Source organism: Bradyrhizobium sp. HKCCYLRH1034 (genome assembly GCF_051168375.1).
In the GTDB taxonomy this organism is placed as follows: Bacteria; Pseudomonadota; Alphaproteobacteria; order Rhizobiales; family Xanthobacteraceae; genus Bradyrhizobium.
This window is the reverse complement of the sequence record NZ_JBNPUW010000011.1, coordinates 179,019-205,386: the sequence shown is the minus strand read 5'-3', so window position 1 is coordinate 205,386 and position 26,368 is coordinate 179,019. Positions and strand designations below refer to the sequence as shown.

Below are 26,368 nucleotides of genomic sequence, written 5' to 3'. Positions count from 1 at the left end.
GCGTCGTTCAAAAATCTCGCCCGCCACACGGGCAGTGCACCCTCTTCCCTTGTGGGAGAGGGCGCAGTCACTGGCACCGCGGAAAAGTCTCGTGGACGTCGCCGTGCCAATTTCGAAACCGACAACAGCCAAATAAGTAGGAGGAACTCCCCATGACCCTGTTCGACATGACCGGCAAGGTCGCCGTCATCACCGGATCCACGCGTGGCATCGGGCTCGCCATTGCCGAGCGCATGGCCGAGCACGGCGCCAAGGTGGTGATCTCCTCGCGCAAGGCCGATGTCTGCGACCAGGTGGCGCGCGAGATCAATGACCGCTTCGGTGCAGGCACGGCGGCGGCAGTCGCCGCCAACATCTCCAGCAAGGAGAACCTGCAGAACCTCGTCGACGAGGCCAACCGCATCTACGGCAAGATCGACGTGCTGGTCTGCAACGCGGCGTCGAATCCTTACTACGGGCCGCTCGCCGGCATCTCCGACGATCAGTTCCGCAAGATCCTCGACAACAACATCGTCGCCAACAACTGGCTGATCAGCATGGTCGTGCCGCAGATGATCGCGCGCAAGGACGGCTCGATCATCATCGTGTCGTCGATCGGCGGTCTGAAGGGCTCGACCATCCTCGGTGCCTACGCGATCTCCAAGGCTGCCGACATGCAGCTCGCGCGCAACCTCGCCTGCGAATACGGCCCGCACAATGTGCGCGTGAACTGCATCGCGCCCGGCCTGATCAAGACCGATTTCGCCAAAGCGCTGTGGGACAATCCGGAGAACCTCAAGGCCTCGACCGCGCGCTCGCCGCTGCTCCGCATCGGCATCCCCGACGAGATCGCCGGCGCCGCGGTCTTCCTGGGCTCCGCCGCGGGCAACTTCATGACCGGCCAGACCATGGTGATCGACGGCGGCGCGACGATCAGTTGAGGGGGACATACGGGTGTGGTGCGCGATGATGCCGCCACACTCTCAACTGTCGTCCGCCGGGACGACAGCATTTGCTGCGCGCCGCCCTCATTCCACCGCCGCGTACACCACGTCGCGCACCAGCGTGCGCAGATAGTCGCGCTGCCCAGGGGCCTGCGCCATGAACACGCAGAACAGCTCCTCCTTCGGATCGATCCAGAAGAATGTGCCGGCGATGCCGCTCCAGAAGAAGGTGCCGGGCGAGCCGGGGAAGGGGGCGATGCCGGCCTCGCGGCGCACCGCGAAGCCGAGGCCGAAGCCGTGACCGGGCGACAGCAGCGTGCCCTGCGTCTTCACATGGGGACCGAGATGGTCCGACGCCATCAGCTCCAGCGTCTTGCGGCCGACCAGCCGGGTGCCGTCGAGGCTGCCCTTGCCGAGCAGCATCGCGCAGAACCGGGCGTAGTCCATCGTGGTCGCCACCAACCCGCCGCCGCCGGATTCCATCAGCGGCTGCTCGGTCATCTTGAACAGGTTGACCGCCTCGCCGGTCCACGGGTCCTTGGCGAACGGCTCGGCCAGCCGGCCAGCATTCGCCTCGGCGGTGGAGAAGCCGGTCTCCTTCATGCCGAGCGGCTCGAGGATGCGCTCGGAGAGGAAGGGGCCGAGCGTTTGGCCCGAGACGACCTCGATGATGCGCCCGAGGATGTCGGTCGAGCGGCTATAGTTGAACTCGGCGCCCGGCTGGCAGATCAGCGGCAGGCCGGCGACGATCGTCGCGTGCTCGGCATTGGTGATCTTGCGGCTGCGCACCCGCGATTGCTGGTAGAGCTGGTGCACCGACCCGGTGCCGGTGTGCTCATACGCCAAGCCCGAGGTGTGGCGCAGCAGGTCCTGGACCGTCATCGGCTGGGCGACCGGGACAAGCTCCAGCTTGCCGCCGGTCTCGACGCCCACTTTCTGCTCGCCGAATTCCGGGATGAACTTGGCGACCGGGTCGGACAGCAACAGCTCGCCGTCCTCGACCAGCATCATGATCCCGAGCGAGACGATCGGCTTGGTCATCGAGAAGATGCGGAAGATCGAATCCGGCCGCATCGGCGTGTCGGCGTCGGGCGCTTGCCGGCCGATGGCGTCGAACCAGCCGATCCGGCCGCGGCGGCCGACCAGCAGGGTGGCTCCGGGGATGGTTCCCTTGTCGGCCTCGCGCTTGAACGCATCCGAAGCTCGCTGCAGCCGCGCCTGGGACAGGCCCAGCGCCTCGGGGCGGTCATCCGGCAGCGGCGGCGTCAGCGAGCGGAGCGCGGAAAGGTGCGCGCTGGATGCGGCAGTCGGCGGGGTCATGGGCTCTCCCTGAAGTCCTGTTGTCGGTTTGCATCAAGTCTGGCGCGGAAGTTGTGGTCTGACCAGTCGATTTGCCCCATTGCACCCTTGCATTCGGGGGGAGGTCTATGCTTCAAAGCGCGCGAACCGGCGACACTGTCCCGGCTCGCTAGGAGTGTAGCTCAATTGGTAGAGCACCGGTCTCCAAAACCGGGGGTTGGGAGTTCGAGCCTCTCCACTCCTGCCAGCGAGATCAAGCACTTAAGCCAAAAATGGACGAGACAGGTGAGGTCGGGGCCCGCAGCGCGCGAGCCCCGAATGCATTTCGGCGACCTCTTATTGTTTCACATAAGGGCAGTTGCCGTCCTTCAGCGGCCGGAACACCTGGTCGCCGGGCACCTCCGCCAGCACCTTGTAATAGTCCCACGGGCCCTTCGACTCTTCGGGCTTCTTCACCTCGAACAGGAACATCGAGTGCACCATGCGGCCGTCCTCGCGCAGGATGCCGTTGTCGGTGAAGGCGTCACGCACCGGGGTCTCGCGCATCTTCGCGAGCACCGGCTTGGTGTCGCGGGTGCCGGCGGCCTTGACGGCATTAAGATAGTGCAGGGTGGCGCTGTAGGTCGCGGCCTGGTTCATGGTCGGCATCCGCTTCATGCGCTCGAAGAACTTCTTGCCGAAGGCGCGGGTGCGGTCGTTGAGGTCCCAGTAATAGGCCTCGGTGATGATCAGCCCCTGCGCCAGCTTCAGGCCGAGGCTGTGGATGTCGGAGATGAACATCACGATGCCGGCGAGGTTCTGGCCGCCGGCGACGATGCCGAACTCGGCGGCCTGCTTGATGGTGTTGATGGTGTCGCCACCGCCGTTGGCCATGCCGATGATCTTGGCCTTACTGGCCTGCGCCTGCAGCAGGAAGGACGAGAAGTCCTGGTTGTTGAGAGGATGCCGGGCGCTGCCGACCACCGTGCCGCCGGCGGCGCGCACGACGTCGCCGGTGTCGCGTTCGATCGAATGGCCGAACAGATAATCGGCGGTGATGAAGAACCAGGTATTGCCGCCGTTCTTGACGATCGCGCTGCCGACCGTGTGCGCGTTTCCATAAGTGTCGTAGGTCCAGTGCACGGTGTAGGGCGAGCAGGACTTGCCGGTGATGTCGGAGCTCGCGGCATCCGTCACGATCATCAGCTTCTCGAACTGCTTCGACATCTCCATGCCGGCCAGCGCGGTGGCCGAGGTCGGCATGTCGATCACCATGTCGACGGCCTCGTTCTCGTACCATTTGCGCACGATCGCGGCGGCGATGTCGGCCTTGTTCTGCGGGGCGGCGCTGATGACCTCGATCGGCTTGCCGAACATGCTGCCGCCGAACGCCTCGACCGCGAGCTTGGTCGCCTCGAGATTGCCCTGGCCGCCAATGTCCGAATAGACCGACGAGAAGTCGCCGAGCACGCCGATCTTGAGCGGGGCTTGGGCCTGGGCACAGGCAGGGACGGCGGTGAGGGCGAGAGCGGCAAGACCGAGAGCAGCAAGGCTGACGGCGGCAAGGCGCGTCCGTCCCTTGCGCGGGGCAAAGGTCATGGGTTTCCTCCGGATTGTTCTCGTGCGGACGAGAATGAGCGGGCGCCGCAGGCCCGGCAAGAGCAGGAACCGCTCCACCGCGGGCATTTCGTCGCGGCAACTGCTCAACCTGCCGTGGTGCGGAAATGGCCTGCCGCGACACGAAAAACCGCGTTGTTGCGAGCCTGGCGGGGGCCTGCCACGGGAATGACCGCCGACGCCCGGCATGCCCATATCTTGACCTTTGGCCGGCCGGACAGTAGATATCTTGGCAACCTGCAGCCGGCCCGCGACAAAAGCGGATATCCGGCGCGGCTTTTCACTCCCCGAACAAGCGAGCCCGTGGATTCGGCTCATCTCTCCGACAAGAGGGTGGGCCACGGACGGCTGTTCGGTTTTCCCAGTCAACTCTTCAATCGTCCGATGACGGACGCGGACCCCTGACGATGGCTACCAGCCCGTTCAAATTCCTGCAGGAAGTGCGCTCGGAGACCGCCAAGGTCTCGTGGCCGAGCCGTCGCGAGGTCACCATCACCACGATCATGGTGTTCGTGATGGTGGCGCTGGCCTCGGTGTTCTTCTTCGCCGCCGATCAGATCATCCGTTATCTCATCACCCTCGTGCTGGGCATCCACTGATGGCAACCGCAACGCAAAGCTCCGACAAGCGCTGGTACATCGTCCACGCCTATTCGAACTTCGAGAAGAAGGTCGCGGAATCGATCCGCGAGCAGGCCAAGCAGCGCAATCTCGAGGACCTGTTCGAGCAGGTGCTGGTGCCGATCGAGAAGGTCACCGAGGTGCGCCGCGGCCGCAAGATCGACGCCGAGCGCAAGTTCTTCCCTGGCTACGTGCTGGTGAAGATGAAGCTGACCGACGAGGCGTTCCACCTGATCAAGAACACGCCCAAGGTGACCGGCTTCCTCGGCGCCGAGAACAAGCCGATGCCGATCTCCGAAGGCGAGGCGATGCGCATCCTGAACCAGATGCAGGAAGGCGTGGAGCGGCCGAAATCCTCGGTGTCGTTCGAGATCGGCGAGAACGTCCGCGTCGCCGACGGCCCGTTCGCCTCGTTCTCCGGCGTGGTCGAGGAAATCGACGAGGCCCGCTCGCGCGTCAAGGTCGCGGTGTCGATCTTCGGCCGTGCGACGCCGGTCGAACTGGAATTCAACCAGGTCGAGAAGATCGTCGGTTAAGGGCCGGGCTGCCGGCTCTCTCGGCGTCCCGGGCTTTCCTTTTCGTCCGATCTCGTGTATCGGGCGCGCTTCGCTCCCCGAACGGGGGGCGATTTCGTTCGTGGGAGGCGTGACCGGCTTTGCCAGCCGGGCCAAGCGCGCCGGACCACGGTCCCAAACCTCGCCTGACGGGTTTTGTCGCCCCAAGGCGTTGCGTTCGCATCAGGCAGAATCGCGAACGCATTGGAGAGTCATAATGGCAAAGAAAGTAACCGGTTACCTGAAGCTTCAGGTTCCGGCCGGCGCGGCCAATCCGTCGCCGCCGATCGGTCCGGCGCTCGGTCAGCGCGGTCTCAACATCATGGAGTTCTGCAAGGCGTTCAACGCCCAGACCCAGAAGGAAGAGAAGAACACCCCGATCCCGGTGGTCATCACCATCTATGCGGACCGGTCCTTCACCTTCGAGATGAAGACCCCGCCGATGTCCTACTTCCTCAAGCAGGCCGCCAAGATCCAGTCGGGCTCCAAGGCCCCGGGTCGCGACAAGGCCGGCAAGGTGACCAAGGCGCAGGTGCGCGAGATCGCCGAGAAGAAGATGAAGGACCTGAATTGCGACTCGATCGAGTCGGCCATGAAGATGGTCGAGGGCTCCGCCCGCTCGATGGGTCTGGAAGTTGCGGGGTAAGGCGCCATGGCACTCGGAAAGCGTTTGAAGAAGGCCCGCGAGGGCATCGATCGCACCAAGCTCTACCCGCTTGCTGACGCGATCAAGATGATCAAGGAGCGGGCCGTGTCGAAGTTCGACGAGACCATCGAGGTCTCGATCAACCTCGGCGTCGATCCGCGCCACGCCGACCAGATGGTCCGTGGCGTCGTCACGCTGCCGAACGGCACCGGCCGTACGCTCCGCGTCGGCGTGTTCGCCCGCGGCGCGAAGGCCGAGGAAGCCAAGGCCGCCGGCGCCGACGTGGTCGGCGCGGAGGACCTGGTCGAGAAGGTGCAGAACGGCAATATCGACTTCGACCGCTGTATCGCCACCCCCGACATGATGCCGCTGGTCGGCCGTCTCGGTAAGGTGCTCGGTCCGCGCGGCATGATGCCGAATCCGAAGATCGGCACCGTGACCATGGACGTCACTGGCGCCGTCAAGGGCGCCAAGGGCGGCTCGGTCGAGTTCCGCGTCGAGAAGGCCGGCATCATCCAGGCCGGCGTCGGCAAGGCCTCGTTCGCCGAGGACAAGCTGGTCGAGAACATCAAGGCGCTGGCGGATGCGGTGGTGAAGGCCAAGCCGGCCGGCGCCAAGGGCACCTACGTCCAGCGCGTCGCGGTGTCGTCGACCATGGGCCCGGGCGTCAAGGTCGAGCCGGGCACCTTGCTCGCGTAACACCTTCGGACATCGTCAGCATTCAGTGGGGCGGGATCGGCAATCGATCCCGCCCTTCGCATTTCCGCACCCCAAGTGAGCGGCACGCCCGCTGCAAAATTGCAGCCGGGCCGGCGCAAACACAACGAGGCTCAGCCCCGGGCGCCTTCGGATGTCCGGGCCTCGGATCGCATGCTGGGCCTCGCAGCCGCCAGCAGCTTGCCGATCTCGGGCTTGCAGGCGCCGCAATTGGTCCCGGCCTTCAGACGTTGGCCGACGGCCTCGACGCTCCCTGCGCCGTTCTGGATCGCCGACGAGATCTGGTTACGACCAATGCCGAAACAGGAGCAGATGACCGCACCGATGTCGTCGGCGGCCGCCAATGGCTGGCCCGCGAGCAGGGCGTTGCGGGCGTTCGGTGACAGCCGCTGCTCGGCAAACAGGCCGATCAGCCACGACCGCGATCCCAGCCGCTGGTCGGGCGCGACGAAGACGCAGCCCTGCAGCCGGCCATCCGATACGCCTGCGTAGCGGAACCGGCCGGCGGCCGGGTCGCGATACGCAATCCAATCGATCTCCGTTCCAGCGATCCCAAGCTGTTCGGCGGCCCACTCGCGCCAACTCGCAGGCCGCTGGTCGAAGGCAAGCTCGAGCCGGAAACACGCTCCGACCTTGCCCTGCACCCAGTACTCGCATGGCGGACGGCGGATCTCCTGCCGGCTCAGGATGAAGACGTGCCAGTTCGGCGCATAGGGCTCCGCCTTCACCGGCGTATGCTTGGACTCGGGCTGACCCGACAGCGGATCAGTCGCGGGATTGACCAGCGCGTTGACACGGCCAGCGCCGGCGAACTCCTCGTTCCAATGCATCGGAACGAACACGCAGCCCCGCCGCTGCTCGGTCGAGATCGCGACGCGCGCCACCATCTTGCCCCAGGGGCTCGTAAGCCGCACCAGCGCCTCGTTCTCCAGACCGGCCAGGCGCGCATCCTCCGGGTGGAATTCGGCGCAAGGCTCGAAGACGTGCGCGAGCAGCCGCGCGGATTTTCCCGTCCGCGTCATAGTGTGCCACTGGTCGCGAATGCGCCCGGTGTTCAGGACCAGCGGATAGTCACGGCTGGTGGCGTTCCGCGCCGGTCGCGGCGTGACGGCCACGAAACGGGCTCTGCGATCCCCGGTGAAGAATTGCCGATTCTCGAACATCCGCGCCGTGCCGGTCGGAAAGTCCCGCGTCACGGGCCACTGGATCGGCGCCAGCGCCTCATAGGCGCGGCCGTCGAGCGTGCTCAGGGCCGAGATGTCGAAATCGCGCGTGCCATTGTTCTCGAAGCCGGACAGTGCCGCGTGCTCGCGAAAGATCTCGGCGGCGCTGCCATAGTCGAAACCGGCAAACCCCATCCGCTGCGCGACGTCGCAGATGATGCGCCAATCGGCACGCGCCGAGCCTGGTGCGGGCAGGAACGCCCGCTGCCGTGAGATCCGGCGCTCCGAATTGGTCACGGTGCCGTCCTTCTCGCCCCAGGCGAGCGCGGGCAACAGGACGTCGGCATGCCGGTTGGTGTCGGTGTCGTGCATGCAATCGGACGCCACCACGAACGCGCAGCGATCCAGCGCGGCACGAACCCGATCGGCGTCGGGAAGACTGACCACGGGGTTGGTCGACATGATCCAAACTGCCTTGATGCGGCCATCGGCAATCGCATCGAACATCTCGACCGCCTTCAGCCCCGCTTTTGGCGCGACCACCGGTGACCGCCAGAATCGCTTCACCAGCTCGCGGTGCTCGGCATTCTCGATATCGAGATGCGCGGCGAGCTGGTTGGCCAGGCCGCCCACCTCGCGGCCCCCCATCGCGTTGGGCTGGCCGGTCAGCGAGAACGGTCCCATGCCGGGACGGCCGATACGGCCAGTCAGGAGATGGCAGTTGATGATCGCATTGACCTTGTCGACCCCGCTGCTCGACTGATTGACGCCCTGGGAATAGAGCGTGACAACGCGCTCCGTCTTCGCGAACCATGAAAAGAACAGCTCGACCGCGCCCTCGCTCAGCCCGCAGGCCGCCGCGGTCTCGGCGACTGTCTGCCGGCCGGCGACCTGCAGCGCCGATTCAACGCCGCTGGTGACCTCACTGACAAAGCCGTCGTCCGCATAGCCGCCGCGTGCGAGATAGGCGAGCAGGCCGTTGAACAACACCGCGTCACTTCCGGAACGCAGCGGCAAATGCAGGTCGGCGCCTTCGCAGGTCGCGGTCCTCCGCGGATCGACAACGACGATACGGCAGCCGGGATTGTGCTCCTTGGCCGCCAGCATGCGCTGGTGCAGCACCGGATGGCACCACGCGGCGTTGGAGCCGACCAGGACCAGCAGGCCGGCCTGCTCAAGGTCCTCGTAGCAGCCCGGAACGGTGTCGCTGCCGAACGCGCGCTTGTGGCCCGCGACGCTCGACGCCATGCACAGGCGCGAATTGGTGTCGATGTTCGCGGTCCCGACGAAGCCCTTGGCGAGCTTGTTGACGACGTAATAGTCCTCGGTCAGCAACTGCCCCGAAACATAGAATGCGACGGCATCCGGTCCATGGTCGCGGATGATTTCGGTGAAACGGCTCGCGACGAGGTCGAGCGCCTCATCCCAGCCGGCTGCCCGTCCGTTCACGACCGGCTCGAGCAGACGTCCCCCGAGATCGATCGTTTCCGCCAGCGCCGATCCCTTGCCACACAGCCGGCCGAGATTGGCGGGATGCTGCGGATCGCCTCGGACGCTGATGGTCCCTGAGCCGTCCCGATCGGCGACGACGCCGCAACCGACGCCGCAATAGGGGCATGTCGTCCTGACGCTCATGCGATACCGTTCAGGCCGCGGCCGTCTGCTGCAGGGACAGCCATACCACGCCATCCTCGACTTTCGCGGGATAGGATGGCGTGCAGCCCTGGTCGGGTGCCACGGCCTGTCCGGTCGCGAGCTCGATGACGAAATTGTGCAGCGGGCAGGTCACACGGCGGTTGTGGACGATGCCCTGCGACAAGGGGCCTTGCTTGTGCGGACAGCGATCGTCCAGCGCAAAGACTTCGTCACCATCGGTGCGGAAGACCGCGATGTTGCCGCGCGGCGTGCGCACGACGCGCGAGCCGAGCGGGGGAATGTCGTCGAGCGGGCCGACTTGAAACCAGGTGGTCATGCGAGCTCCAATTCGGCCATCGGCGTAAACTCGTTGCGATCGACGCCGCGACGGGCGCGCGCCGCCCATGGATCGCTCTGCGAGAATTGCTGCGAATAAGCGAAGCGTTCAAACAGCGCCTTGCGGTTCTTGACGTCCTCGACCACCTGCTTGTGGATGTTGTCGAAGCCGACGCGGTCGCACCATTTGTACATCCGTTCCAGGTACCAGCCCTGCTCGCGATAGAGCTGGGTCAGCGCGACGATGATCTCGAGCGCCTCGTCCTCGGTCGCGGTCTTGGTCAGGAATTCCGTGCCCTTGATGTGCAGGCCGGCGGCGCCCGCAAAATGGATCTCGTAGCCTGAATCGACGCAGATCACTCCGACATCTTTGCAGGTCGATTCCGCGCAGTTGCGCGGGCAACCGGAGACGGCGAGCTTCACCTTCGCGGGCGTCCATGATCCCCACATGAACTTCTCGATCTTGATGCCGAGGCCGGTGGAGTCCTGGGTGCCGAAGCGGCACCATTCCGACCCGACGCAGGTCTTCACGGTGCGCAGACCCTTGGCATAGGCGTGGCCGGAGACCATACCCGCGTCGTTGAGATCGGCCCATACCGCCGGCAAATCTTCCTTCTTCACCCCGAGCAGATCGATACGCTGTCCGCCGGTCACCTTGACGGTCGGGATGTTGAACTTGTCGGCGACGTCGGCGATCGCGCGCAATTCGCCGGGCGTGGTCACGCCGCCCCACATCCGCGGCACCACGGAGTAGGTGCCGTCCTTCTGGATGTTGGCGTGAACGCGCTCGTTGATGAAGCGGGATTGCTGGTCGTCGCGATACTCGCCGGGCCAGGTCGCGAGCAGATAGTAGTTCAAGGCGGGCCGGCAGGAATGGCAGCCGTTCGGCGTCTTCCAGTCCATGAATCGCATGACAGCGGGGATCGACTTCAGTTGCTGTTCGATGATGACGCGCCGGACGTCGTCATGGCTGTGGTCGGTGCAGGCGCAGACCGGCTTCACCTTGGGCGCCGCCGAGTAGTCGCCGCCGAGCGTGAACGCCAGCACCTGCTCGACCAGGCCGGTGCACGAGCCGCATGAGGACGACGCCTTGGTATGGGCGCGCACGTCGTCGAGCGTGAACAGCTTCTTTTCGCTGATCGCCTTGACGATCGCGCCCTTGCAGACTCCGTTGCAGCCGCAGATTTCGGCCTCGTCGCTCATGGCGGCAACCGAGTTCTGTCCGCCGTGGCCACCGTCGCCGAGATGCGCCGAGCCGAACACCAGACGTTCGCGCATGTGGGAGACATCGGTGCCGTCGCGCATGTGCTGGAAATACCAGGGCCCGTCGATGGTGTCGCCGTACAGCACGGTGCCCACGATCTTCTTGTCGCGCAGGATGATCCGCTTGTAGACGCCGCGATTGGCATCCTGCAGGACGATCTCCTCCTTGTCGGGTCCCGGCGCGAAGTCGCCGGCCGAGAACAGGTCGATGCCCGTGACTTTCAGCTTGGTCGAGACCACTGATCCGTCATAGGTGGCGAATCCCTTCATTGCCAGATGATTGGCGCAGACCTTCGCCTGGTCGAACAGCGGCGCCACCAGACCATAGGTCTGACGGCGGTGCTGCACGCATTCGCCGACGGCGTAGATGCGACCGTCATAGGTCTGCATCGTATCGGAGACCACGATGCCTCGCTCGCAGTACAGCCCGGCCTTCTTTGCCAGTTCGATATTGGGACGGATGCCCACGGCCATCACCACGAGATCGGCCGCGGCCTCGGTGCCGTCGGTGAAGCGGACGCCGGTGACGTGCGTTTCGCCGAGGATGGCCTGCGTCTGCGCCGGCATCTTGAACTCCAGCCCGCGCTCCTCCAGCGATTTGCGCAGCATGCCGCCGGCGACCGGGTCGAGCTGGCGCTCCATCAGCGTGTCGAGAAGATGCACGACCGTGACCTTCATGCCGCGCTTCATCAGACCATTGGCGGCTTCGAGGCCGAGCAGGCCGCCGCCGATCACGACCGCGTGGCGATGTCGCGTCGAGGCTTCGACCATGTGCTCGACGTCCTTGATGTCGCGGAAGCCGATGACGCCGGGCAGGGCGGCGCCGGGGACCGGAAGAACGATCGGGCTCGAGCCGGTCGCGATCAGCAACCGATCATAAGGATAGCGTTCGCCAGTTTCGGTGACCACCTCGCAGCTCCGGCGGTCGATCATCGTGACCGTCTCGCCCTTGCGCAGGGTGATCTGGTTGTCCTCGTACCACTGCTCCGTGTTCAGCATGATGTCGTCGACGGTCTTCTCGCCCGCGAGCACCGGCGACAGCAGGATGCGGTTGTAGTTGCCGTAGGGCTCGGCGCCGAAGACGCTGATGTCGTAGAGATCAGGCGCCCGTTCCAGCAGTGCCTCCACCGTGCGAATGCCGGCCATGCCGTTGCCGATCACCACCAGTTTCTGCTTGATCGTCTTGTCGAGCATGGTCTGCCTTTCGAATGCCAGCGACATCCAGCGGCGACGCGAACGGGCATCGGCCCATCGGTCGCTGTGGTCATGTTTGAATTTTGGGGGAGGCCCAACTGCGGGCAGAGCTGATCGTCGCCAATGACGGTCGCGAGCCAACTAATTCAAATCTCGTGCCATTCGGGTCGTCGCCGGAAATCGCGGTAATTCAAGGGTTGAGCCGCCGCTTGCGCGCGCCGCTGGCGACACCTGCGCTCAAATAGTAGCCGCGGCAGATCAGATTATGTGCATCCTCGATGGAGGCCCTGCCGTTCGAGTACCGATCGCGTCGGCTTCGGCGGGCGCTCAAAAAGCCATCACTGTGCGCGCGGTGCAGGCGGGCTCTGCGTTCATGTTGAGCATCAGCGATCCGTAGAACTGCGGCTTCGAAGTCCCAAGCGCCGGTACGGGTTGAGAAAAACGTGAATCACCAAAGTTGGTGCGAAACTTGCTGAAAGGCGGGCAGGACCAGGCGTATCTCAACGACGAGACCGCCGCTCAACTCACCCGACAATTTGTCCCCTTTACGCAGCTCCTGCCGAGCCTGCTCGCGCGCGCCTGCGTCACGAGGTTTGAGACCATGAAGCTCGACGACTTCAAGAAGGCCGGTCATTGGCCGACACTGCTGGCTGCTTTCCTCTATTTCGACATCAGCTTCATGGCCTGGGTCGCACTCGGACCGCTGATCGTCTATGTCGCCCGCGACATGAATCTTGCGGTCAACGAAAAGTTCACGCTGGTCGCGATCCCCGTGCTGGCAGGCGCGCTGCTGCGTGTTCCCATGGGCATTCTGGCCGACATCATCGGCGCCAAGCGCACGGGCGTGATCGCGCAGCTGGTGGTCATGACGGCGACCGCCTGCGTTGCCTATTTCGGACTCCCCAGCAAGCTGGCCGTCGAGCTGTTCGGCGTCGTGCTCGGCATCGGCGGCGCCTCGTTCGCCGTCGCGCTGCCTCAGGCCAGCCGCTGGTATCCGCCGCAGTATCAGGGCATCGTGATGGGGATCGCAGGGGCCGGAAACATGGGCGTCGTGCTCGACACGCTGCTCGCGCCGACCATCGCCGAACATTGGGGCTGGCAGGCCGTTTTCGGGGTGCTGCTCATCCCGATGGTCATGGTCCTGATCTACTACATCGTCGCCGCGAAGGATGCGCCCGGTGAACGCAAGCCGGTCTCGCTCAAGGCCTATGGCGGCCTGCTGCGCGATCCCGACAGCCGCTGGTTCATGTTCTTCTACTTCATCACCTTCGGCGGCTTCGTCGGCCTCGCCAACGCCCTGCCGCTGTACTTCTCGGTGCAGTATCATGTCTCCGGAGTGGCGGCCGGATTGCTGGTGGCGCTGATCGTCGCTTTCGGCTCCGGCTTCCGGCCGGTGGGCGGTCTCATTGCGGACCGGATCGGTGGCATCCGGTCGCTCTCGATCCTGTTTGGCATTGTGGTCGCCGCCTATGTCGTGATCGCCTTCATGCCGGAAGGGCCGGCTGCGCCGACCCAGGCGGGCTGGGAGCTCATGAACATGCCACGCATTGCGTGGATTTCGGTGCTGTTGTTCTCGGTCGGCGTGCTCGCGCTCGGGATGGGCAACGGCGCGGTGTTCCAGCTCATTCCGCTGCGCTTCCGCCACGAGATCGGCCTGATGACCGGTCTCGTCGGCTGCGCAGGCGGCATCGGCGGATTCTTCCTCGCCCAGGCGCTCGGCACGGCCAAGGGAATGACCGGCGGATTCGGGGCCGGCTTCCTGTTCTTTGGTTTGCTGGCATTGCTCGGTTTCGTCGGACTTGCCATGGTCAAGGTCCGTTGGCGCACCACGTGGGGCGCCGTTTCCGGCGCGCGCGTCTGACCCGACGCGCCGTCGCTCCATAGGCAAGGTGTTCAGGCGTGGCCGGCGCGCATCGCAATCTTCAGGTTCGCGTCGGCTTCGCTAGCGAGACCGGCAAGCGACCGAACAATGAGGATTACGTCGGCGCCCGCCTTGGCCTGCAGGGGGCGACGGATCGCGATATCGTCGCCGCCGTCGCCGACGGCGTCGGCGGCCACAAGGGTGGGCGCGAGGCGGCGGAGCTCGCCGTCCGCGGCTTCATCGATGCCTATCATTCTCTGCCCGAGACGGCGGGCGTGCGAAGCCGAGCCGCGCGTGCGCTGGAAGCCATCAACAGCTGGATCCATGCGCAGGGCCGCGTCGACCCCGAGTTGCATGGAATGAGCTGCGCCTTCTCCGCGGTGGTGCTGTCGCGGCGAACCTGCCACGTCGTCCACGTCGGGGACACTCGCGTCTACCGCCTGAGCGAAGGGCGCCTCGAGCGTCTGACGACCGACCATGTCGCGGGCCGCGCTGACCTTGCCCACGTCCTCAACCGGGGCATCGGTTTCGAGCAGTTCGCCCGCTTCGACTACACGACGCTCGGCATGCGTCAGCACGACCGGTTTCTGATCTGCAGCGACGGCATCCACGGCATCCTGCCGGATTCGCGCCTTCAGGAGATCCTCGCCGAGCGCACGCCCCCGGACGATTCCGCGCGCGGGATCGTCGCCGCCGCGCTCGCGGCCGGCAGCAATGACAATTCGACGGCGCTGGTGCTCGACGTCGTCGATCTTCCGCCCGCTGACCGCGACGAGCTCACCGGTTCGATCTCGTCCCTGCCGATCGGCGAGCTGCCTTCGCCCGGTGACGTGATCGACGGATTCCGGCTTGGCGAACTCCTGTCCGATGGCCGCTACTCCCGGCTGTTCAAGGCGATCGACGCGGGGCAGGGTGACAGGGAGGTCGTCCTGAAATTTCCGCATCCGCGCGTCGCGAGCGAAGGTTCGTTCCGCCTGGCGTTCATTCGCGAAGCCTGGGTCGCTGCACGTGTGCGCAGCATCTGGATCGGCGAGATCATCGAGCTTCCCGTCGAGCGCCAGACCCGGCTCTATTCGGCAATGCCATTCTACGCGGGGGAGACGCTCGAGCAGCGTCTGAACCGGCCGCCCCGATTGTCGCTTGCGGAGGGCACCGCGATCGCGACCAAGCTCGTGCGCGCGGTGGTGGCGTTGCACCGGGCCGGCATCATCCATCGCGACATCAAGCCGGACAACGTGATCCTGCTCGAGAACGGCGGCTTGCGCCTGATCGATCTCGGGGTCGCGCGCGTGCCGCGGTTCGAGGACTTTCCGGCCGAGGATATTCCGGGGACCCCGAGCTACATGGCGCCGGAGCTGTTCGCCGGTAAGCCGGGTGACGAAGCGTCCGACCTGTTCGCCCTCGGCGTCACCGTCTACCGCATGTTCACGCGCTCTTATCCGTTCGGCGAGATCGAGCCGTTCTCGCGCCCGCGCTTCGGCAAACCGGTGCCGATTTCACGCTACCGGCCGGAACTGCCGGCCTGGCTCGACGCCGTGATCGGAAAGGCGTTGAACGTCGATCCTGCACAGCGTTACGGTGATGCCATCGAATTCGCCCACGAGTTGGAGAACGGTGCGTCATGGGCGGGTCCGGCGATCGCCAAGCGTCGCTCGCTTCACGACCGCAATCCGCTGTTGTTCTGGAGGATGCTCTGCGCGCTTCAATTCATCATCATCATCATTCTGCTGAGCCTGCTGACGCGACACTGAGTGGCGACGTGCGACCGCCCGAATAGGTAATCCCGATGCCCGAGAAGGTCCTGATCTATTCCCGCCTGCCGAAGTCGCTGACCCAGCGCTTCGCCGATCGCTTCGAGCTGCTCGACAGCGGCGGCAAGCCGGCGCACGAGGTGTTTCCGGCGGACGAGGTCGCGCGGATCCGGGCGCTGATCACGGCCGGCGGCACGCCGCTGGGGGCTGCCGACATGGACAGGCTCCCGGCGCTCGGGGCCATCGTCTGCTATGGCACCGGTTACGACGGCGTCGACCTGAAGGCGGCCGCGGCGCGTAACGTCGCCGTCGGCCACAGCCCGGGCGCCAATGCCGCGGCGGTCGCGGACGTCGCTGTGATGCTGATGCTGGCGAGCACGCGGCGGCTGACGGTGGCAGACGCCTATGTCCGCGACGGGGGCTGGGCGTCCGCAAAACCGTCGCCGCTGATGAAGCCGCCGCCGAGCCTCGTCGGCTGCAAGGTCGGCGTCTACGGCATGGGCGAGATCGGCCGCAAGATCGCCGCCCGGGTCGCGGCGTTCGAGACTGAGGTCGGCTATTTCAACCGCACCCGCTACGACGATCTGCCGTATCAGTACCTCCCGAGCCTCGATGCGCTCGCCGAATGGTGCACCGTGCTGATGATCGCGGTCCGTGCCAGCGCCGAGACCACGCACGTCATCAACGCTGAGCTGCTGAAGAAGCTCGGTCCCGACGGCCATGTCGTCAACATCTCGCGCGGTTCCGTCATCGACGAGCGGGCGCTGCTGGCGGCGCTGAAGGACGGCACCATCGCTGGCGCCGGTCTCGACGTGTTCGAGACCGAGCCGCATGCGCCGGATGAGCTGACCACGCTGCCAAACGTGGCGGTGACCCCGCATATCGGTGGCAACGCCAGGGAGTCGCACGTCGCCATGCAGGCCTGCGTGGTCGCCAACCTCGCGGCGTTCTTTGCAGGCGAGACGTTGCCTTATCAGGTGAAGTAGCTGTCTCGCCTTGCGGGACCGCGGTAGCGTAATCGTGAGCGATTTTGCATCGGCTATAGAACGTTCCGTCCCCGCGCAGAAATTTTTCGATGCACTGCACATCTCTGTGAGTTGCGAACCATTATCGAATGCTTCTAACTCTTGCTCTTCGAACGATGGATAGCGAGGGCGGCAATGGCGGCGTTCACATTGAAGATCAACGGGCGCGAGCATCAGGTCGATGTCGATCCCGGAACTCCCTTGCTCTGGGCCATCCGTGACAATGTCGGGCTGACCGGTACGAAGTATGGCTGCGGCGTCGCGCAGTGTGGCGCCTGCACCGTCCATGTCGATGGCCAGACCGTGCGCTCCTGCTCGTTGCCCGTCTCGGCGGTCGGAAAAAGCGAGGTGACCACGATCGAGGGGCTGACCAGCAAGGAAGCCGTCGCCGTGCAGAAGGCCTGGGCGGCGCACGATGTGCCGCAATGCGGCTACTGCCAATCGGGGCAGGTCATGAGCGCTGCTGCGCTGCTCGGTCTTAACCCCAAGCCGACCGATCAGGACATCGACCTGGCAATGAACGGCAACATCTGCCGCTGTGCGACCTATGTCCGCATCCGCGCCGCGATCCATTCCGCGGCCAAGTCGCTGGAGGGTTGACCATGAATGCACATGTGAAGCCCGCTGCCTCAACCGCATTGTCCCGGCGTTCGCTGCTGAAAGCAGGCGCAGGTTTGGTGCTTGCCACGTATCTCGCCCGCAGCGGTGTCGCTTACGCGCAGGATGGCGCCGCGGCCAAGTCCGTCAACATCGCGCCGAACACGTTTCTGGTGATCGGCCAGGACGACACTGTCACCGTTCTCTGCAAGCACATCGAGTTCGGGCAGGGCCCGTTCACCGGCATGGCCACGCTGGTGGCCGAGGAGCTCGATGCCGATTGGTCGCAGATGCGCGCCGATCATGCGCCCTCGAATCCGGTGCTCTACAAAAACCTGCTGTTCGGGGTGCAGGGTACCGGCGGCTCCAGCGCAATCGCCAATTCCTACGAGCAGATGCGCAAGGTCGGCGCCGCCGCGCGCGCGATGCTGGTGGCCGCGGCCGCCGACGAATGGAAGGTCCCGGCCGAGGAGATCACGGTCGAGAAGGGCCTCATCAAGCATCCGTCCGGCAAGCAGAGCGGCTTCGGCGCGCTGGCCGCCAAGGCGATGCAGCAGCCGGTGCCGGCGAACCCGCAGCTCAAGGATCCCTCCGCCTTCAAGCTGATCGGCAAGGAAGGCGCGGTGACCCGGCTCGACAGCGTGGCGAAGTCGAACGGCTCGGCCGAGTACACGCTCGACATCAAGGATCCGGGGACGTTGACCGTTCTGGTGGCGCGCTCGCCGCGGTTCGGCGGCACGGTGGCGTCGTTCGACGCGTCGGCGGCCAAGGCCGTGTCGGGAGTGGTCGACGTCAAGGAGGTGCCGAACGGTGTAGCCGTCTATGCCGAGGGGTTCTGGCCGGCGAAGACGGCACGTGACCTTCTCAAGATCACCTGGGACGACAGCAAGGCGGAGACGCGCGGCACGGCGCAACTGCTGGAGGAGTTTCGCGCCCGTGCGAAGAAGCAGGGCGCCCTGGTGAAGCAGGAGGGCGACGTTGACGCCGAGATCGCCAAGGGCGGCAAGCTGATCGAGACCGAGTTCGTCTTTCCCTATCTGGCCCATGCGCCGATGGAGCCAATCAACGCCTTCATTCACTGGAAGGGCGATACCGCCTCGGCGCGCTATGGCAGCCAGTTTCCGACGCCTGATCACGCCGTGATCGCGCAGGTGCTTGGGCTCGACATCGCCAAAGTCGATCTCAAGACGATTCTCGCCGGCGGCAGCTTCGGCCGGCGGGCGCAGCAGTCGACCCACGTCGCCATGGAGCTGGCGCAGGTCGCCAAGGCGATCGGGCCGGGACGTCCGGTCAAGCTGGTGTGGACCCGTGAGGATGACATGCGCGGCGGCTACTACCGACCATTCAGCCTGCACCGAATGCGCGGTGTGGTCCGCGACGGCAAGATCGTGGCGTGGTCGGATACGATCGTCGGGCAGTCGATCATGAAGGGCTCGCCGTTTGAGGCGATGACCATGAAGAACGGCCTCGATTCGACGGCCTATGAGGGCTCCAACGAGATCCCTTACCAGGTGCCGAATTTCCGCTGCGACCTGCATCAGGTCGATGTCGGCGTGCCCGTGCTGTGGTGGCGCTCGGTCGGCCACACCCATACTGGCTACGCCGTCGAGGCGTTCGTCGATCAGTTGCTCGAAGCCGCCGGCCAGGATCCTGTGGAGGGACGACTGGCGATGATGGCCGACAAGCCGCGTCACGCCGGTGTGCTCAAGGCGGTCGCCGAGCTCGCGGACTGGAAGGGCGCCAAGCTCGAGGCGGGCCGCGCCCGCGGCGTTGCCGTGGTCGAGAGCTTCAACACCTACGTCGCCCAGGTGGTCGAGCTGTCGATGGGGGCCGACGGACCGGTCGTGCACAAGGTGTGGTGCGCTGTCGACTGCGGCGTCGCAGTCAATCCCGACATCATCCGCGCCCAGATGGAGGGCGGCATCGGCTTTGCGCTCGGCCACATCCTCTATGCGCAGCAGCCGCTCGACGAGGGACGACCGGTGTCGGGCAATTTCGACACCTACCGCTCGCTGCGCATCCACGAGATGCCGCAGATCGAGGTTGCGATCGTGCCGTCGACCGAGAAACCCTCGGGAGTCGGCGAGCCCGGCGTGCCGCCGCTGGGACCTGCCGTCGCCAACGCCATGGCCAGGCTGGGTCTGCCGCGCCCGACCCAACTGCCGATCCGGCCGGGAGACACCGCATGAGCCCGTTCAGAACGGCGACGATGGCGCTGCTCGCTGGCAGCCTGGCTGCGGTTGCGATCGTAGCCCTGCCGGCACTGCGGCGCGCCGATGCGGCGCCCGAGGCCACGCACGTCGCCGGCGGGCTCAAGCCGGTGGCGGACTTCGCCAGGATCAAGAGCAAGGACGAGCGCGCCGTGGCGCTGTTCGAAGAGGCCGGCAAGGTGCTGCAGTCGCCGCGATGCATGAACTGCCACCCGGCCGGCGACCGGCCGACCCAGACCGACAGGATGATTCCGCATCAGCCGCTGGTGGTCCGCGGCGAGGCTGGCATGGGTGCGCCCGGCGGGCTCGCCTGCACGACCTGCCACCACGAGGCCAATTTCGACGCGGCGCGCGTGCCCGGTAATCCCAAGTGGCAGCTGGCCCCGATCGAGATGGCTTGGCAGGGCAAGTCGCTCGGCCAGATCTGCGCACAGATCAAGGATCCAAATCGCAACGGCGGCAAGACCATGGCGCAGCTGATTCACCATATGGCTGAGGATGAGCTGGTCGGCTGGGGCTGGAATCCGGGAGCTGGGCGGACCCCGGCCCCGGGAACCCAGAAGCAGTTCGGCGAGCTGATCAAGGCCTGGGCCGACGCCGGAGCGGCCTGTCCGAAGGGCTGAGGCGGGATTGTGCCCCTGCGCGTGCAATGCCCCGTGGCCCTGATGAGCGCTGCCGACATCCGGGGTTTCCGGCAGAGCACGTGAGACCCCGCATGTCGCTATCGCCGACGCGCGTCCCGCGCGCCGGCTGTCGCTCATCCGGGCGACGGGGCTCCCACCCGGCTCCACGGCATGGCCCAACTGGTGCGATTTTTGCTCTTGGGGTCTTGGCAAGTCGCAATGGACTCGTTAAAGAACCGGCTTCCAGGCGGGCCGGCTGTTGCTGGCGCGCCTGTGCGCGCATTCCGAAAGTTGAGAGGAGCCAGCATTCCTTTTGAGGATATCCGTTTGGATTTCTCGGAAGGAAGAAGGATCTTTCTGCTCTCGAATGCCGCAGGGGAGGTCGGTTCGCCGATCACTCCGAATCCTGTCCGAGACTGCAGGCGCCGGCGCGGAAATCCAGTTTCCTCAATGGCTTAATCATCCAGCCTGCATAGACGGGTGAAGACCGGATTTCGGCATGTCCACTGCCTTTGTCGTGGTGGCATGCAGGTTTGGTTCGAACCTCGACACTCCGCGGGCTCTCAGGGCTTTCGGAAGGGCAGGCTATTCATCGCCGTTTTGCCTTTCGTGTCCTCGGGTTCTTCCGTCCGGAGGTCAGGTTTGGTGGGACGGCGGGTGCAACCCGGCGGTCCCGCTTTCGGGCGAAGGCCGCCAACCGGAGAGAGCTTGCTGTGGAACGAGCGGCAAAAAAAGAGGCGGTCGAGCAGCTGCACGAGGTCTTCAAGACCACGGGCGTTGCCGTCGTCGCTCACTATTCCGGCCTCACCGTGGCTCAGATGCAGAACCTGCGCAAGCAGATGAAGCAGGCTGGCGCATCGGTGAAGGTCTCGAAGAACCGTCTCGCCAAAATTGCTCTTGAAGGCACGGACGTCGTCGGCATCGGTCCCCTGTTGAAGGGGCCGACCGTGATCGCAACTTCGAACGATCCTGTCGCGGCGCCCAAGGTTGCCATCGAATTCGCCAAGGCGAACGAAAAGTTCGTCATTCTCGGCGGCTCGATGGGCTCAACCGTCCTGAATGTCGACAGCGTGAAGGCTCTGGCCTCGCTGCCGTCGCTGGACGAACTGCGCGGCAAGCTCGTCGGCCTGATCCAGGCTCCGGCGACCAAGCTGGCCCAGCTCGCCAACGCTCCCGCGGCCAAGGTCGCGCGCGTCATTCAGGCTCATGCCTCAAAGGGCGAAGCGGCCTGACGCCCTTCGCAAACACTCACAACCTGGTTTCGAACCGAACCACACTAAAGGACTACATCAATGGCTGACCTGCAGAAGATCGTCGACGACCTCTCGGCCCTCACCGTTCTCGAGGCTGCTGAGCTCGCGAAGCTCCTGGAAGAGAAGTGGGGCGTGTCCGCCGCGGCCGCCGTGGCCGTCGCCGCTCCGGGCGCTGGTGGCGCCGCTGCCGCTCCGGCGGAAGAGAAGACCGAGTTCACCGTTGTCCTGGCTTCGGCCGGCGACAAGAAGATCGAGGTCATCAAGGAAGTCCGCGCCATCACCGGCCTGGGCCTGAAGGAAGCCAAGGACCTGGTCGAGGGCGCTCCGAAGCCGGTCAAGGAAGGCGTCAACAAGGACGAGGCCGAGAAGATCAAGGCTCAGCTCGAGAAGGCCGGCGCCAAGATCGAGCTCAAGTAATCGCTTCGATTGCGCGAACGAAATCCCCGGGCTGCCATGGGCGGGTCCGGGGCTTTCGACAGATTATGATGACCGGGTGGTAACATCGCCCGGTCATCATGTGGACAAGGAGTTTTGCAGGGGTATTGGGCGCGGCTCGGAATCACTGCAAAAGGCGTGCAACGGAACCGTCCGTTGTGGGCCGAACACGGAAAAGTGTGGAGATTTGGGGGCTTCGCTCTCGAATCTCGATTATTGTCAACCCATATTGGGTCGGCAGCACGAAAAGCCGGTTGATCGGTGGAGTGGCGTCTCCGTCCGTAAGCCGTTGGGAGATAGGCAATTTCGGGCTTTTGCAGTCCGTGACGAGATGGTTGTGACGAGCGGGTGCGTCCTCGCGCCTCGCGCGTCGTTTTGCGTTTTGCTGGTCTGAAGAACAGATCTGGGACATTTCCGTTCCGGCTCTGGGCCTCAGATCCTCGAAATGGATCGAAATTCAACCCGAAGGGGCGGTGGCAGCCGCTGTTTCGGAAGGTTCGCCCCTCCGGGCGACGAAATGAGAGGCCACGATGGCGCAGCAGACATTCACCGGTCGCAAACGCGTTCGCAAGTTCTTTGGACACATCAAGGAAGTCGCGGAGATGCCGAACCTCATCGAGGTTCAGAAGGCGTCCTACGACCAGTTCCTGATGGTGGACGAGCCCACGGGTGGCCGGCCGGATGAGGGCCTGCAGGCGGTGTTCCGCTCGGTATTCCCGATCTCCGACTTCTCCGGCACCTCGATGCTGGAGTTCGTCCGCTACGAGTTCGAGCCGCCGAAATATGACGTCGACGAGTGCCGTCAGCGCGGCATGACCTTCGCTGCGCCGCTCAAGGTGACCTTGCGCCTCATCGTGTTCGATATCGACGAGGAGACCGGTGCCAAGTCGGTCAAGGACATCAAGGAGCAGGACGTGTACATGGGCGACATTCCGCTCATGACCATGAACGGCACCTTCATCGTCAACGGCACTGAGCGCGTCATCGTCTCGCAGATGCACCGTTCGCCGGGCGTGTTCTTCGACCACGACAAGGGCAAGACCCACTCGTCGGGCAAGCTGCTGTTCGCCGCCCGCGTCATCCCGTATCGCGGCTCCTGGCTCGACATCGAGTTCGACGCCAAGGACATCGTGTTCGCGCGCATCGACCGTCGCCGCAAGCTGCCGGTGACCTCGCTGATGTTCGCGCTCGGCCTCGATGGCGAGCAGATTCTGTCGACCTTCTACAAGAAGCTGATCTACAAGCGCATCAAGGAAGGCTGGCGCGTTCCGTTCGACGCCAACCGCTTCCGCGGCTATTCGACCGTCAACGACCTGATCGACGCCGACACCGGCAAGGTCGTGCTCGAGGCCGGCAAGAAGCTCACCGTCCGCGCCGCCCGCCAGCTCCAGGAGAAGGGGCTGAAGGCGCTGCGCATGTCGGACGAGGAGCTGCTCGGCAACTACATCGCCGAGGATCTCGTCAATCCGAAGACCGGCGAGATCTACGCCGAGGCCGGCGAGGAGATCACCGACAAGCTGTTCAAGGTGCTGAACGAGCAGGGCTACAAGGACCTGCCGCTGCTCGACATCGACCACGTCAATGTCGGCCCCTACATCCGCAACACGCTGTCGGCCGACAAGAACATGACGCGTGAGGACGCGCTGTTCGACATCTACCGCGTGATGCGTCCGGGCGAGCCGCCGACGCTCGATTCGGCGCAGGCGATGTTCCAGTCGCTGTTCTTCGATGCCGAGCGCTACGACCTCTCCGCGGTCGGCCGCGTCAAGATGAACATGCGCCTCGAGCTCGATGCGCCGGACACCCAGCGCACTCTGCGCAAGGAAGACATCCTGGCGGTCATCAAGACCCTGGTCGACCTGCGCGACGGCAAGGGCGAGATCGACGACATCGACCATCTCGGCAATCGCCGCGTCCGCTCGGTCGGCGAGCTGATGGAGAACCAGTACCGCATCGGTCTCTTGCGCATGGAGCGCGCCATCAAGGAGCGCATGTCGAGCGTCGACATCGACACCGTGATGCCGCAGGACCTGATCAACGCCAAGCCTGCCGCGGCCGCGGTGCGCGAGTTCTTCGGCTCGTCGCAGCTGTCGCAGTTCATGGACCAGACCAACCCGCTGTCGGAGATCACCCACAAGCGCCGCCTGTCGGCGCTTGGACCGGGCGGTCTGACGCGCGAGCGCGCCGGCTTCGAGGTGCGCGACGTGCATCCGACGCATTACGGCCGCATCTGCCCGATCGAGACGCCGGAAGGTCCGAACATCGGCCTGATCAATTCGCTGGCGACGTTCGCCCGCGTCAACAAGTATGGCTTCGTCGAGACGCCGTACCGCAAGGTCAAGGACGGCCGCGTCACCGACGAGGTAGTGTATCTGTCCGCCATGGAGGAGGGGCGCTACCGCGTCGCGCAGGCCAACGTGCCGCTCGATGCCAAGGGCCGCTTCACCGAGGACCTCGTGGTCTGCCGTCATGCCGGCGAAGTCGTGCCGATGACGCCCGACAAGGTCGACTACATGGACGTGTCGCCGAAGCAGCTGGTTTCGGTTGCCGCGGCCTTGATCCCGTTCCTCGAGAACGACGACGCCAACCGCGCGCTGATGGGCTCGAACATGCAGCGCCAGGCGGTGCCGCTGGTTCGCGCCGAGGCGCCGTTCGTCGGCACCGGCATGGAAGGCGTGGTTGCCCGTGACTCGGGCGCCGCGATCGCGGCGCGCCGCTCGGGCGTGATCGACCAGATCGACGCCACCCGCGTCGTCATCCGCGCCACGGAAGATCTCGATCCGACCAAGTCGGGCGTCGATATCTACCGGCTGATGAAGTACCAGCGCTCGAACCAGTCGACCTGCATCAACCAGCGTCCGCTGGTGAAGGTCGGCGACATCGTCAAGAAGGGCGACATCATCGCTGACGGTCCGTCGACCGATCTCGGCGAGCTCGCGCTCGGCCGCAACGTGCTGGTCGCGTTCATGCCGTGGAACGGCTACAACTTCGAGGACTCCATCCTGCTCTCCGAGCGGATCGTGAAGGAGGACGTCTTCACCTCGATCCACATCGAGGAATTCGAGGTGATGGCCCGCGACACCAAGCTGGGTCCGGAGGAAATCACGCGCGACATTCCGAACGTGTCGGAAGAGGCGCTGAAGAACCTCGACGAAGCCGGCATCGTCTATATCGGCGCGGAGGTGCGCGCCGGCGACATCCTGGTCGGCAAGATCACGCCGAAGGGCGAGAGCCCGATGACGCCGGAAGAAAAGCTCTTGCGCGCCATCTTCGGCGAGAAGGCCTCCGACGTTCGCGACACCTCGCTGCGGGTGCCGCCGGGCGTGCAGGGCACAATCGTCGAGGTCCGCGTCTTCAACCGTCACGGCGTCGACAAGGACGAGCGTGCGCTGGCGATCGAGCGGGAAGAGATCGAGCGTCTGGCCAAGGACCGTGACGACGAGCAGGCGATCCTGGACCGCAACGTCTACAGCCGTCTCGCCGACATGCTGGACGGCCGCCAGGGCATCTCGGGGCCGAAGGGCTTCAAGAAGGATACCAAGATCACGCGTGCGGTGCTCGACGAGTATCCGAAGTCGCAGTGGTGGCTGTTCGCCTCGCCGAACGACAAGCTGATGGCCGAGATCGAGGCCATGCGGAAGCAGTACGACGAGTCGAAGAAGGGGCTGGAACAGCGCTTCCTCGACAAGGTCGAGAAGCTGCAGCGTGGCGACGAGCTGCCGCCCGGCGTGATGAAGATGGTCAAGGTCTTCGTCGCCGTGAAGCGCAAGATCCAGCCGGGCGACAAGATGGCGGGCCGTCACGGCAACAAGGGCGTCGTGTCCAAGATCGTGCCGATCGAGGACATGCCGTTCCTCGAGGACGGCACCCATGCGGACATCGTGCTGAACCCGCTCGGCGTGCCCTCGCGCATGAACGTCGGGCAGATCCTCGAGACCCATCTCGGCTGGGCCTGCGCCGGCCTCGGCAAGCGCATCGCCCAGACGGTCGATGCCTACCTGTCGAAGCAGGACGTCAAGCCGCTGAAGGAGACCTTGAAGCGGATCTACGGCGATGACGAGACCATCAAGTCGCTCAACGACAACGAGTTGATCGAGCTTGGTCACAATCTGAGCCGCGGCGTGCCGATCGCCACGCCGGTGTTCGACGGCGCCAAGGAGGCCGACATCGAGGAGATGTTGAAGCTCGCCGGCCTCGACGCATCCGGTCAGTCGACGGTCTATGACGGCCGCACCGGCGATGCGTTCGATCGCAAGGTGACGGTCGGCTACATCTACATGCTGAAGCTGCACCATCTGGTCGACGACAAGATCCATGCGCGTTCGATCGGCCCGTACTCGTTGGTCACCCAGCAGCCGCTGGGCGGCAAGGCCCAGTTCGGCGGCCAGCGTTTCGGCGAAATGGAGGTGTGGGCGCTCGAAGCCTACGGCGCGGCCTACACGCTGCAGGAGATGCTGACGGTGAAGTCGGACGACGTCGCCGGCCGCACCAAGGTCTACGAGGCGATCGTGCGCGGCGACGACACGTTCGAGGCCGGTATTCCGGAATCGTTCAACGTGCTGGTCAAGGAAATGCGCTCGCTCGGCCTCAACGTCGACCTGCACAACTCCAAGCTCGGACCGGCGCCGACGTCGGAAGCCGCCGAGTAGTTCAAGAGGTCATGCCCG

At 65.0% G+C, this 26,368-nt stretch carries 19 protein-coding genes and 1 tRNA gene; 15 read left to right on the top strand and 5 right to left on the bottom strand.

What is annotated here, in order from left to right:
• The first annotated feature begins 152 nt into the window (after positions 1-152).
• On the top strand, positions 153-920 hold the full coding sequence (locus tag ACQR0W_RS25100; RefSeq protein ID WP_315714582.1) for an SDR family NAD(P)-dependent oxidoreductase: 768 nt from the start codon (positions 153-155) through the stop codon (positions 918-920).
• Positions 921-1,007: 87 nt separating this feature from the next.
• Here ACQR0W_RS25100 and ACQR0W_RS25095 read toward each other — a convergent pair whose 3' ends face one another.
• On the bottom strand, positions 1,008-2,243 hold the full coding sequence (locus ACQR0W_RS25095; RefSeq protein WP_316171199.1) for a serine hydrolase domain-containing protein: 1,236 nt from the start codon (positions 2,241-2,243) through the stop codon (positions 1,008-1,010).
• Positions 2,244-2,393: 150 nt separating this feature from the next.
• Between ACQR0W_RS25095 and ACQR0W_RS25090 the strand changes: the two genes are divergently transcribed.
• A tRNA-Trp gene (locus tag ACQR0W_RS25090) sits at positions 2,394-2,469 on the top strand.
• Between the two features lie 89 nt (positions 2,470-2,558).
• On the opposite strand, the gene ACQR0W_RS25085 is transcribed toward ACQR0W_RS25090, so the two are convergent.
• Positions 2,559-3,800, bottom strand: coding sequence for an ABC transporter substrate-binding protein (locus ACQR0W_RS25085; RefSeq protein ID WP_316171200.1), 1,242 nt, complete (start codon positions 3,798-3,800; stop codon positions 2,559-2,561).
• A gap of 425 nt (positions 3,801-4,225) precedes the next feature.
• Between ACQR0W_RS25085 and secE the strand changes: the two genes are divergently transcribed.
• The 4 genes from secE to rplA all read left to right on the top strand — a co-directional run bounded on the left by secE (position 4,226) and on the right by rplA (position 6,337).
• Positions 4,226-4,417 (top strand): preprotein translocase subunit SecE, encoded by a 192-nt coding sequence (gene secE, locus ACQR0W_RS25080; protein ID WP_006611822.1) that lies wholly within the window; start codon positions 4,226-4,228, stop codon positions 4,415-4,417.
• Positions 4,417-4,974 carry a transcription termination/antitermination protein NusG gene (nusG, locus tag ACQR0W_RS25075; RefSeq protein ID WP_284423110.1) on the top strand — a complete coding sequence of 186 codons (558 nt, stop codon included), beginning with the start codon at positions 4,417-4,419 and terminating at the stop codon, positions 4,972-4,974. Before secE ends, nusG begins: the two co-directional genes overlap by 1 nt.
• A gap of 235 nt (positions 4,975-5,209) precedes the next feature.
• Complete coding sequence (gene rplK, locus ACQR0W_RS25070; RefSeq protein ID WP_012045056.1) at positions 5,210-5,638, top strand: 50S ribosomal protein L11; 429 nt, start codon at positions 5,210-5,212, stop codon at positions 5,636-5,638.
• A 6-nt stretch (positions 5,639-5,644) separates the two neighbouring features.
• Complete coding sequence (gene rplA / locus ACQR0W_RS25065) at positions 5,645-6,337, top strand: 50S ribosomal protein L1 (RefSeq protein ID WP_315714579.1); 693 nt, start codon at positions 5,645-5,647, stop codon at positions 6,335-6,337.
• 131 nt (positions 6,338-6,468) lie between these two features.
• Here rplA and ACQR0W_RS25060 read toward each other — a convergent pair whose 3' ends face one another.
• The 3 genes from ACQR0W_RS25060 to nirB are packed head-to-tail and all read right to left on the bottom strand — an operon-like array spanning position 6,469 to position 11,946.
• Positions 6,469-9,153 carry a nitrate reductase gene (locus ACQR0W_RS25060; protein ID WP_316171201.1) on the bottom strand — a complete coding sequence of 895 codons (2,685 nt, stop codon included), beginning with the start codon at positions 9,151-9,153 and terminating at the stop codon, positions 6,469-6,471.
• A gap of 10 nt (positions 9,154-9,163) precedes the next feature.
• Entirely contained in the window at positions 9,164-9,490 is a 327-nt protein-coding gene (gene nirD, locus ACQR0W_RS25055; RefSeq protein WP_315749607.1) for a nitrite reductase small subunit NirD, read from the bottom strand.
• Positions 9,487-11,946, bottom strand: a complete 2,460-nt coding sequence (gene nirB / locus ACQR0W_RS25050; RefSeq protein WP_316171202.1) for a nitrite reductase large subunit NirB — start codon at positions 11,944-11,946, stop codon at positions 9,487-9,489. The genes nirD and nirB overlap by 4 nt, the downstream gene beginning before the upstream one ends.
• A 469-nt stretch (positions 11,947-12,415) precedes the next feature.
• Here nirB and ACQR0W_RS25045 point away from each other — a divergent pair, with 469 nt between their 5' ends.
• The 9 genes from ACQR0W_RS25045 to rpoB all read left to right on the top strand — a co-directional run bounded on the left by ACQR0W_RS25045 (position 12,416) and on the right by rpoB (position 26,350).
• Positions 12,416-13,807, top strand: coding sequence for a nitrate/nitrite transporter (locus tag ACQR0W_RS25045; RefSeq protein WP_316171203.1), 1,392 nt, complete (start codon positions 12,416-12,418; stop codon positions 13,805-13,807).
• 38 nt (positions 13,808-13,845) lie between these two features.
• Positions 13,846-15,558: a bifunctional protein-serine/threonine kinase/phosphatase gene (locus ACQR0W_RS25040; protein ID WP_315714574.1), complete on the top strand. Its 1,713-nt coding sequence runs from the start codon at positions 13,846-13,848 to the stop codon at positions 15,556-15,558.
• 35 nt (positions 15,559-15,593) lie between these two features.
• Complete coding sequence (locus ACQR0W_RS25035; protein WP_316171204.1) at positions 15,594-16,544, top strand: 2-hydroxyacid dehydrogenase; 951 nt, start codon at positions 15,594-15,596, stop codon at positions 16,542-16,544.
• A 174-nt stretch (positions 16,545-16,718) separates the two neighbouring features.
• Positions 16,719-17,183, top strand: a complete 465-nt coding sequence (locus tag ACQR0W_RS25030) for a (2Fe-2S)-binding protein (RefSeq protein ID WP_316171205.1) — start codon at positions 16,719-16,721, stop codon at positions 17,181-17,183.
• A gap of 2 nt (positions 17,184-17,185) precedes the next feature.
• Positions 17,186-19,369 (top strand): xanthine dehydrogenase family protein molybdopterin-binding subunit, encoded by a 2,184-nt coding sequence (locus tag ACQR0W_RS25025; protein WP_316171206.1) that lies wholly within the window; start codon positions 17,186-17,188, stop codon positions 19,367-19,369.
• Positions 19,366-20,013: an Isoquinoline 1-oxidoreductase subunit gene (locus ACQR0W_RS25020; RefSeq protein WP_315714570.1), complete on the top strand. Its 648-nt coding sequence runs from the start codon at positions 19,366-19,368 to the stop codon at positions 20,011-20,013. Before ACQR0W_RS25025 ends, ACQR0W_RS25020 begins: the two co-directional genes overlap by 4 nt.
• Positions 20,014-20,726: 713 nt before the next feature.
• Positions 20,727-21,245 carry a 50S ribosomal protein L10 gene (gene rplJ / locus ACQR0W_RS25015; RefSeq protein WP_008963452.1) on the top strand — a complete coding sequence of 173 codons (519 nt, stop codon included), beginning with the start codon at positions 20,727-20,729 and terminating at the stop codon, positions 21,243-21,245.
• Between the two features lie 60 nt (positions 21,246-21,305).
• Complete coding sequence (gene rplL, locus ACQR0W_RS25010; protein WP_172108050.1) at positions 21,306-21,683, top strand: 50S ribosomal protein L7/L12; 378 nt, start codon at positions 21,306-21,308, stop codon at positions 21,681-21,683.
• Positions 21,684-22,231: 548 nt separating this feature from the next.
• Complete coding sequence (gene rpoB, locus ACQR0W_RS25005; RefSeq protein ID WP_315714569.1) at positions 22,232-26,350, top strand: DNA-directed RNA polymerase subunit beta; 4,119 nt, start codon at positions 22,232-22,234, stop codon at positions 26,348-26,350.
• Positions 26,351-26,368: the final 18 nt, after the last annotated feature.

What these genes read in the sequence shown, in the direction of transcription:
- ACQR0W_RS25100 (WP_315714582.1), top strand. Translation starts at nt 153, where the DNA reads ATGACCCTGTTCGACATGACCGGCAAGGTCGCCGTCATCACCGGATCC.
- ACQR0W_RS25095 (WP_316171199.1), bottom strand. Translation starts at nt 2,243, where the DNA reads ATGACCCCGCCGACTGCCGCATCCAGCGCGCACCTTTCCGCGCTCCGC.
- ACQR0W_RS25085 (WP_316171200.1), bottom strand. Translation starts at nt 3,800, where the DNA reads ATGACCTTTGCCCCGCGCAAGGGACGGACGCGCCTTGCCGCCGTCAGC.
- secE (WP_006611822.1), top strand. Translation starts at nt 4,226, where the DNA reads ATGGCTACCAGCCCGTTCAAATTCCTGCAGGAAGTGCGCTCGGAGACC.
- nusG (WP_284423110.1), top strand. Translation starts at nt 4,417, where the DNA reads ATGGCAACCGCAACGCAAAGCTCCGACAAGCGCTGGTACATCGTCCAC.
- rplK (WP_012045056.1), top strand. Translation starts at nt 5,210, where the DNA reads ATGGCAAAGAAAGTAACCGGTTACCTGAAGCTTCAGGTTCCGGCCGGC.
- rplA (WP_315714579.1), top strand. Translation starts at nt 5,645, where the DNA reads ATGGCACTCGGAAAGCGTTTGAAGAAGGCCCGCGAGGGCATCGATCGC.
- ACQR0W_RS25060 (WP_316171201.1), bottom strand. Translation starts at nt 9,153, where the DNA reads ATGAGCGTCAGGACGACATGCCCCTATTGCGGCGTCGGTTGCGGCGTC.
- nirD (WP_315749607.1), bottom strand. Translation starts at nt 9,490, where the DNA reads ATGACCACCTGGTTTCAAGTCGGCCCGCTCGACGACATTCCCCCGCTC.
- nirB (WP_316171202.1), bottom strand. Translation starts at nt 11,946, where the DNA reads ATGCTCGACAAGACGATCAAGCAGAAACTGGTGGTGATCGGCAACGGC.
- ACQR0W_RS25035 (WP_316171204.1), top strand. Translation starts at nt 15,594, where the DNA reads ATGCCCGAGAAGGTCCTGATCTATTCCCGCCTGCCGAAGTCGCTGACC.
- ACQR0W_RS25030 (WP_316171205.1), top strand. Translation starts at nt 16,719, where the DNA reads ATGGCGGCGTTCACATTGAAGATCAACGGGCGCGAGCATCAGGTCGAT.
- ACQR0W_RS25025 (WP_316171206.1), top strand. Translation starts at nt 17,186, where the DNA reads ATGAATGCACATGTGAAGCCCGCTGCCTCAACCGCATTGTCCCGGCGT.
- ACQR0W_RS25020 (WP_315714570.1), top strand. Translation starts at nt 19,366, where the DNA reads ATGAGCCCGTTCAGAACGGCGACGATGGCGCTGCTCGCTGGCAGCCTG.
- rplL (WP_172108050.1), top strand. Translation starts at nt 21,306, where the DNA reads ATGGCTGACCTGCAGAAGATCGTCGACGACCTCTCGGCCCTCACCGTT.
- rpoB (WP_315714569.1), top strand. Translation starts at nt 22,232, where the DNA reads ATGGCGCAGCAGACATTCACCGGTCGCAAACGCGTTCGCAAGTTCTTT.